The organism is Actinomyces bouchesdurhonensis (genome assembly GCF_963540955.1).
GTDB classification, from domain to species: Bacteria; Actinomycetota; Actinomycetes; order Actinomycetales; family Actinomycetaceae; genus Pauljensenia; species Pauljensenia bouchesdurhonensis.
Genome location: NZ_CAUTSL010000025.1, coordinates 21,998 through 29,674 on the forward strand (window position 1 = coordinate 21,998; position 7,677 = coordinate 29,674).

At 61.3% G+C, this 7,677-nt stretch carries 8 protein-coding genes and 2 pseudogenes; 8 read left to right on the forward strand and 2 right to left on the reverse strand.

The genetic code is table 11. The features are described from left to right. The first annotated feature begins 54 nt into the window (after nucleotides 1–54). The 7 genes and pseudogenes from RYL44_RS05850 to RYL44_RS05880 all read left to right on the forward strand — a co-directional run. On the forward strand, nucleotides 55–1,365 hold the full coding sequence (locus RYL44_RS05850) for a hypothetical protein (RefSeq protein ID WP_276738837.1): 1,311 nt from the start codon (nucleotides 55–57) through the stop codon (nucleotides 1,363–1,365). Between the two features lie 76 nt (nucleotides 1,366–1,441). Further along, on the forward strand, nucleotides 1,442–2,524 hold the full coding sequence (gene ychF, locus RYL44_RS05855) for a redox-regulated ATPase YchF (RefSeq protein ID WP_314975383.1): 1,083 nt from the start codon (nucleotides 1,442–1,444) through the stop codon (nucleotides 2,522–2,524). 907 nt (nucleotides 2,525–3,431) lie between these two features. After that, nucleotides 3,432–3,713: a type II toxin-antitoxin system RelE/ParE family toxin gene (locus RYL44_RS05860; RefSeq protein ID WP_314975384.1), complete on the forward strand. Its 282-nt coding sequence runs from the start codon at nucleotides 3,432–3,434 to the stop codon at nucleotides 3,711–3,713. Continuing rightward, nucleotides 3,640–4,008, forward strand: coding sequence for a HigA family addiction module antitoxin (locus RYL44_RS05865; protein WP_390883798.1), 369 nt, complete (start codon nucleotides 3,640–3,642; stop codon nucleotides 4,006–4,008). The genes RYL44_RS05860 and RYL44_RS05865 overlap by 74 nt, the downstream gene beginning before the upstream one ends. Before the next feature lie 426 nt (nucleotides 4,009–4,434). Further along, nucleotides 4,435–4,629, forward strand: a complete 195-nt coding sequence (locus tag RYL44_RS05870; protein WP_314975386.1) for a type II toxin-antitoxin system VapB family antitoxin — start codon at nucleotides 4,435–4,437, stop codon at nucleotides 4,627–4,629. Continuing rightward, the gene (locus tag RYL44_RS05875) at nucleotides 4,626–4,997 is read left to right on the forward strand and encodes a type II toxin-antitoxin system VapC family toxin (protein ID WP_314975387.1); all 372 of its coding nucleotides are present in this window, start codon (nucleotides 4,626–4,628) and stop codon (nucleotides 4,995–4,997) included. The genes RYL44_RS05870 and RYL44_RS05875 overlap by 4 nt, the downstream gene beginning before the upstream one ends. Nucleotides 4,998–5,362: 365 nt before the next feature. After that, nucleotides 5,363–5,461 (forward strand): annotated as a pseudogene (locus RYL44_RS05880) (transposase); the annotation flags it as partial. A gap of 1 nt (nucleotide 5,462) precedes the next feature. Here RYL44_RS05880 and RYL44_RS05885 read toward each other — a convergent pair. Continuing rightward, nucleotides 5,463–5,847 (reverse strand): annotated as a pseudogene (locus RYL44_RS05885) (terminase); the annotation flags it as partial. Between the two features lie 61 nt (nucleotides 5,848–5,908). On the opposite strand from RYL44_RS05885, the gene RYL44_RS05890 reads away from it, so the two are divergent. Then, nucleotides 5,909–6,706, forward strand: coding sequence for a hypothetical protein (locus tag RYL44_RS05890; RefSeq protein WP_314975388.1), 798 nt, complete (start codon nucleotides 5,909–5,911; stop codon nucleotides 6,704–6,706). A 107-nt stretch (nucleotides 6,707–6,813) separates the two neighbouring features. Here RYL44_RS05890 and RYL44_RS05895 read toward each other — a convergent pair. Beyond that, on the reverse strand, nucleotides 6,814–7,677 hold an 864-nt coding region (locus RYL44_RS05895), incomplete at its 5' end, for an IS1249 family transposase (RefSeq protein WP_314975389.1).

The following is a 7,677-nucleotide window of genomic DNA, read 5'->3' on the forward strand; positions in this document are numbered from 1 at the left end:
TTGCTGTGAGGGGCGGGGCTCCGCTGATTGTCAAGTGAACGTGGAGGTTTGCGCATGGATCCCATCGAACGAGTGAGCGACGCCGTTGCCGCTCTGGCGGGGCGCGACATGACGCGCGAGGATTGCCACCAGTTCATCTTGGAGGCCGCGCAGATGATGGAGCCGGTCAAACCGATCATCATTGGCGGGTCTGAGCAGGAGGAGACCCACATTCGGTGGCGCACCCCTGATCGTTCTCTGCGTCTATCGGTCCGAGGGACGACCCTCCACTCGTCCTTTGGCGACACCAGGCTCATCGAAAACGATGAATACTACAACCTGGAGTCGGAGGAACCCGAGTACAAGCCCTACCGGTGGATGATTGCGCTCGGACCCGAGATTCAGGAAATAGACATCAGGTCGAAGCCGTGCACCATGTGCTCGTGCTGGGACCAGTTCGACGCGGAGTTCGACCGTTCCATGTCCGACCTGGTCGATGGGCTGGGCATGATGCCGCCGCAGTGGCGCCCGCAGATCCGCTACCAGTGGGATCTGCGCGTCTCCCGCCTCGGTGTTCTCACCGCGTCGGTGAGAGCCGACGGCGTGGAGCTGGCCAGCGACGCGACCGGGGAGACGGTTCTTCTTCCCCCGGGCTTCCCCCTCGGCTTCGGGAGGGTGCTCGCTGGGCTGGCGGGCGGCGCGCGCCTGCGCGACGTGCCCATGCTGGCCTCCGGCGGTCTTGCGGTCACGCCCCTGAGCCCGAACGGTTCGGAGAGCCCCGAGGAGATCGAGGAATTCGACTGGTTCGAGGAGGAGAACGAGCAGGGGTACGCGCCCGATTCTCAGGAGAATCGTCGGCCCGCCCTCTCGTTCGCGCAGCTGCGGGACCTCGCCGCCCAGGTCGCGTCCCCGGAGTCGTCCGCGGGTTCCCGAGAGGAGGCGCAGACCGTTCCTATGCGCACCGGCCTGGCTTTCGGCCAGGTGTGCGGCATCGTGGACCAGTGGGCGAGGGGCGTGCCCGTGCGTGATGTCCTTGTTGCCAATGGGGGCGTTGCGGGGCAGTTCGACGGCCGCGACGTCTCCTTGGTGGGCGACGGCTGGATTGCGCAGGAGAAGGCGTCGCGGGGAGAGTGGGTGCTCACCGTTTCTCCGACTCCTGCCCGCACGCGCGTTGAGCCGCGCGCGGGGGCGGCTGCCGCCTGGCAGCTGTGCCAGACGATGACGCAGATGTTCGGTGCCGCGCGTTTTGGTGAGACTGAGGGCGATGCTGTCTATTCGAGGCTCTATGCGCTCGGGGAGCGCGGCGTGAGGGTCAGGAAGTCCGATGATGTGACGATCACCTTCGGTGACTTCTTGCAGCTGGCGCCCGTCGAATTCGCGCAGTGAGCCCAGCGCCCCGCGCGTCGGCGTGACGTGGCGCGTGGGGTCCGCGTCGCCGGGTCTGCTCGGATAGGATGGGGGCGTGTCTCTTACTATCGGTATCGCTGGACTGCCCAACGTCGGCAAGTCCACCCTGTTCAACGCCCTGACCCGCGCGACCGTGCTCGCCGCGAACTATCCCTTCGCGACAATCGAACCCAACGTCGGCGTCGTGCCCCTGCCCGACCCGCGCCTGAACAAGCTCGCGGAGATCTTCGGCTCCCAGCGCATCCTGCCCGCCACCGTGTCCTTCGTGGACATCGCCGGCATCGTGCGCGGCGCCTCCGAGGGTGAGGGCCTGGGCAACCAGTTCCTCGCCAACATCCGCGAGGCCGACGCGATCTGCCAGGTCACGCGCGCCTTCTCGGACCCCGACGTCGTGCACGTCGACGGCAAGGTGGACCCGGCTTCGGACATCGAGACCATTAAAACCGAGCTGATCCTCGCCGACATGCAGACCGTCGAGAAGCAGATTCCGCGCCTCGAGAAGGAGGTGCGCGGCAAGAAGACCGAGCCGATCGTCCTCGAGACCGCGCGTCAGGCGTTGGAGCTGCTGGAGCGCGGCGAGCTTTTGTCTGGCCCCGAGGGCGCGAAGCTGGACCAGGACGCGCTGCGTTCCTTCCAGCTCATGACGTCGAAGCCCTTCATTTTCGTGTTCAACATGGACGCCGCGGAGATGGACAACGAGGAGATGAAGGACGAACTGCGCGCCCTCGTCGCCCCCGCCGAGGCCATCTTCCTGGACGCCCAGTTCGAGGCCGAGCTGGTCGAGCTCGACGACGAGGACGCCCGCGAGATGCTCGCCGAGTCCGGCCAGGACGAGTCCGGCCTGGACAAGCTGGCCCGCGTCGGCTTCGACACCCTGGGCCTGCAGACCTACCTCACGGCCGGTGAGAAGGAAGCGCGCGCCTGGACGATCCACAAGGGCGACACCGCCCCCAAGGCCGCCGGCGTCATCCACACGGACTTCGAGAAGGGCTTCATCAAGGCCGAGGTCGTCTCCTACGACGACCTGGTCGAGGCCGGCTCCATGGCCGCCGCGAAGGCCGCCGGCAAGGTCCGCATGGAAGGCAAGGATTACGTGATGCACGACGGTGACGTCGTGGAGTTCCGCTTCAATGTCTGAGGAGAAGAAGTGATCTGTCCTGGATGTGGAAAATCTGTGGCACCACAGCAAAGGTTCTGTGATGATTGCGGAACTTCTCTGATTGGCAGTGCTGGGCATAATGTGAGTACTGGTGGTGGAGATGTCCAAGGGAATATCTACCAGGCTGGGCGTGACGTGGTAGTGAATCACTCACCGAATACTGCTCCAATAGCGACATATGAGGCTGTTCCGAAATGGCGTAGTCCCATCACTCAAGCGTTGCTGTCCTGGGTAGGATTACTCGTCGGATTGATGAGTTTATTTCCTCTCTGGAAGTTCGTTCAGCCAGCTGTAGATTTCTTTCGTTCAGGTCCTCGACAGGTCTCTGGCGGTGACGGCTCCATTACATGGCTGATAGTATTTTCGGTTCTGATCCTGGTCCTTATTGTCACGCTCAGCTTGCGTCGTGTGACTAGTGGCCAGTTGCGAAAGCCGCTGATCTTTGGCTGGGCGTTGAGTGGTTCCGGGCGTCGGATAACGCTCGAGAAGATCGTTGCGGGGAAGTGCCCTCAGTGTGGAGGCAAGATGCGTTACTACAATAAGCCGGTCAGCTGGACCGATCACATTGAGCCAAACGGGAGGCAATGGCGTAAGGTGACGGAGCGCGTTCCTGCCCTTGAATGCAAGCGGAATCCAAAACACTGGGCAGAGGTCGATCCAGCGGAGAGCCAGGAAGAATGAATTGTAGAGTTGCTGCGTGGTCGCTGAACAAATTTGGAGTTCAGGTTTAATGTTTAATCATTTCTGAACGAGGTCGTGGCCGGGTCGCGCGGGAGCGTGGCCCGGCTTCGCTGCGGCCGGTCGTCTGGAAGGCGGGAAAGTGGGTGTGAGGCCAGTGCAACTTAACGGTTTGCGTTAATAACGCGATCCGATATATCATGTTGGCATGATCCAGTCGTTCGGGGATCGTGAGACCGCGCGGTTGTCTGCGAGGGAGCCTGTTCCCTCCCTTGACCCGCGCATCGCTCGCGTCGCGCTGCGCAAGTTGCGTCAGATCGATGCTGCGTGTCGTTTGGAGGACCTCCGGATCCCTCCGGGCAATCGACTCGAGCTTCTTCGCGGTGATAGAGCAGGGCAGTACAGTATTCGAATCAATGATCAGTGGCGTATCTGCTTCACGTGGGGCGATGCTGGTCCAGAAGGGGTTGAGATCGTTGACTACCACTAAAATTGCTCCGATTCACCCGGGCGAGGTCCTCATGGAAGACTTCGTCGAGGGGTTCGGAATTACGCAGCACAAGCTCGCCGTTGCTATCGGTGTTCCGCCCCGTCGTATCAATGAAATCGTCCACGGGAAGCGGGGAATCACGGCGGACTCCGCAATGCGTCTCTCCCGCTACTTCGGCACAACCCCGGGGTTCTGGATGAACCTGCAGATGCGCTACGAGCTCGACCGCGCCGAAGACGCGCTGGGGGATGTGCTGAGCGGAATCGTTCCGCTTGCGACGGTGGAAGTCGCCTAAATTTCCTCGACCTTACGAGGCAGTGGCCGGGTCGCGTGGGCGTGGCCCGGCTTTGTTGTTGGTGCGGTATTGTCACCGGTCTCCTGTCCCAAACCGCAGTCCACTTCGCTGAAAATCACCGAAAATGGCCCGATTTGGGCGAAGTGGACTGCAGTTTGAGCAAGGTCGGTTGCACGTGTTCTCGGGCGGCCCTTTTCCGTGCCTGTGTGGGGCCGTTGGGTCGAATGGACATCGACGGCCTTCGATAATATGGGCCACCGAGCTTTATTCCGCTCTGCCGGGTGGTGATTCGCCCTTCCTGGGCCGGTTGGCTTTGTGTATCGGGGTGAGTTTCCATGCGAGAGGTGGTTGATGGTATTGCCGGGTGAACCAATGTATGCATCAAATGGTGACTTATATGATGCTAGCATTGTTGTGGAGGTAGCCATGAGAACCACTGTGACACTCGATGATGAGCTGCTTGCGCGCGCCGAGGAGCTGACCGGGATCAGCGAACGATCCGCTTTGATTAGGGATGCGGTCGAACTCCTCGTTCGTATTGAGACCGGGCGGCAGCTCGCTGCGCTCGGTGGCAGCGATCAGGCGGCGGAAGCTGCGCCGCGGAGCCGCAAGCGCGCATGAGAGTCCTCGTTGACACGAACATCTGGATCGATCACCTGCGGAAAACTGAGCCTGTTCTGGTCGACCTGCTCGAGCGCGACCTGGTGTGCGTGCACCAGAGCGTCATCACCGAGCTCGCGTTGGGGAATCTTAAGGACCGGCCGGTCTTCCTGAAAGCGCTCGAGCGCCTCATGATCGTTCGCAACGTCGACGATCAGGGGGTCCGGCACCTCGTCGAGGAGCGGCACCTATGGGGCAGGGGACTCAGTGCTGTCGACGCGGCGCTCCTGGCGAGCGTCGTCGTGACCTCCGGCGTGTCGCTGTGGACGCACGATAAGCGCCTACGTCAGGCCGCACGTGACGTGGGTGTGTTGGCGGAGCTTGACTGAGGAGTGCGCACTGACGAGGCCGTGACCGGGTCGCGCGGGGGCGCGGCCCGGCTCTTTGTTCGGCGAGGTCTCGGAGGGGCGTGCCGCCCATCACTCGATGATAGTGTGTCACCGTGACGGCGGATAGCCGGTACTTATGGCCGCGCTTGGCAAGGTGGCAACAATGCAGGCATCTGCTCTCGGGGATGACGGCGTGCAGACCGTGCGCTATTGGCTGTACGCGCCGGGACACCGCGCATCCATGTGGGACGACTTTTACGCGCGCGGCATCATGGGGCTCGCCTGGGGGGAGCTAGGTGACCTGAGGGCCTACGCCAGCAGGTCGGACCTGGAACGCCAGCTGCTTCAGACATCCCCTCTTCGAGTGGCAGCACCGCCCCTTAGGAGCGTTCTACCCGGTGATCTACCTGGATGCGATTCGCATCAAAGTCCGATGCGATCACAGGGTGAAGAACCGGGCCGCTCAAGCAGTCCGAACTTGGAGATCGCCTGCTCGCACTGTACATACCGGGCAAACGCCTGCGCATACGTCTCAATCAGGCGAGGCGCCACGAATTGGGAACAGCCACGTTGATCGTGCCACTGCCACGTCTCCCGATAGACGAGGTCAGCGCCAAGCGGTTTGCCGTCACGCTGAATCTCCGACAGATAGTCCGATGGTTCGGGCATTGTCTCCCCGGCAAGCACCGCACCGTCGTCAATGTCATTACCTCCGAAAGTCGAAGGGTTCGTTGAGCGGGTCTTCCAGGCGGGTGGCGGGGTGTCCGGCGGCGAGTTTCTCGCCCAGCGGGTCGGGCTTCGCGCCTGCACGCACGCGGCGTCCGCCCCTGTTGGTGCCGTCTTTGGCAATGGGTCGCCTCCCCGCCGTAGAATCGTCATGGTTTCGGTGCTGAAGTCCATGGGAGGTTTGAGTGGTTGAGTCTTTAAAACTATTCGTTCGTACCTACGTGTATTGGGTAGGACTCATCCTTGGCTTCGCGATAGTGCCCGGTTCTCTGCTCTTCACTGCTGAAGTCGCCCCGGTGAACACTCCATTGTGGCTTGCACCTTTCGCCGGGCTGGTGCTTTTTGTCATTGATCGGCCATCAACATGGGAGCCGCCGTTCTGGCGAGCATTACTGATCCGAGTATTGGGTGCAGGATTTGCAGCCACCATGCTCATCGCGTTTGATGCAGTTGCTTCCACCCACTATGGATCTCAACACTGGAGTGAGACGCTCCTATCTTTCGGTCTCGGTTGGATTGTCTTCACGGTAGTGGCAGGACACATGCTCATGAGCAGCTCCTCCCGATTTGGCACACCTGCTCACACGATCAGGGACGCGATCTGTACCTACACGACATGGATAGGAATCTGCTTCGGGATTTTCTATATCCCCGCCGCGGGACTCTCCGCAGCTGGCACTCTTTTGATGGTTCTTCCGCTTTATGGAACGTTCCTCGCCGGCCTGGTTCTTTTGATAGTTGACCCGCCACGACGATGGCCGCAACCGCGAGTGAAGGCACTGTGGATACGACTCTTGTCAAGCGGGGCAGCAGCATTACTACTTGTTGTCACGAACTCGTTCTATCGCAGTACTCGCACACACGAGATTTTGGTCGGGGACTTGCAGGAAAACCTGGTCTTCTTCATGGGTGCTTGGGCACTTTATGCCGCAGTGGCTGGGGCCACGTATCTTACGCCTGGCCCCCAGCCACGAAGCATATGACAAACTCAGTAGATGAATTCAGCTAGAGCTTGACATGCTGCCCTCTTGGTTTCTTCGCTAGGCTCAACGCCCGGGTTATAGGACATTTCGTGTTGCTGGGGTTAGTCTCAGGTGTTGTGATTGGGGGTGGTGTGGTGGAGTTCGTTGTAGCAGATTGCGTCGCCCCAGCCGGGGATGGTGCCGGTGGCTTGGTGGGTTTGACAGGCTTGGTACCAGGCATTTTCGAGGGCTTCGTCGGTGGGCATGGTCGCCAGGATCCTCGCTGCTGGCTGGGGGTGTGGAGAGTGGGTGTAGCACCACCAAAACACGGCTTTCATGCGTCGGGTCAGGCGCATGCCGCGGTGGTCGCGCAGCATCTGGCGTAGGCGCGCGTTCGTGCTTTCGATCTGGTTGGTCATCGCGGGCATCGGATGTGTCCAGGTGGGATCCAGGTACGTGAACAACAGGCCTTGCCTGATGAGCTTGTTGAGGCTGTTACGAGCCCGAACGAGACGTTCGTGGGTGTATTCCCATCCCCCCTCAGGTCTGCGTGTTTTCTCCTCCAGGAAGCCCTTCCAGCGCGTGCACCACCCCTGGTAGGCGCCTGTCCATTCCTGGGCGCCATCAATGTCTCTGACGTGGGTGAGCTGGCGCCCCAAAGCATATAAGTGTTGCGAGGCTTCCAGTTTGGGGCGCGTTGTGGTGGCTTGGCGGATACGGCAATACGCGTGGAAGGTACAGCGTTGAACGCGCGTGGTCGGCCAGATGTTCTTGCACGCCCTCGCGAACCCGCTGCCCCCGTCGGTCACGACCAGGGCTGGGGGCGCGATCCGGCTCATAAGCGCGCTCCAGGCCCGGGAATTCTCACTCCTAGCCGCGTACCAGCCCAGCACGCAATCGGGTGTTTGGGCGATGAGCACCACGACGCCTCGGCCCAGGTGGATACCATCGACGAAGATGACCTCATGAACCTCATCGATGATCGGGCTGAA

Excerpts from the sequence above, each read along its gene's own strand:
- RYL44_RS05860 (WP_314975384.1), top strand. The coding sequence starts at position 3,432 with ATGATCCAGTCGTTCGGGGATCGTGAGACCGCGCGGTTGTCTGCGAGG.
- RYL44_RS05850 (WP_276738837.1), top strand. The coding sequence starts at position 55 with ATGGATCCCATCGAACGAGTGAGCGACGCCGTTGCCGCTCTGGCGGGG.
- RYL44_RS05870 (WP_314975386.1), top strand. The coding sequence starts at position 4,435 with ATGAGAACCACTGTGACACTCGATGATGAGCTGCTTGCGCGCGCCGAG.
- RYL44_RS05865 (WP_390883798.1), top strand. The coding sequence starts at position 3,640 with ATGATCAGTGGCGTATCTGCTTCACGTGGGGCGATGCTGGTCCAGAAG.
- RYL44_RS05875 (WP_314975387.1), top strand. The coding sequence starts at position 4,626 with ATGAGAGTCCTCGTTGACACGAACATCTGGATCGATCACCTGCGGAAA.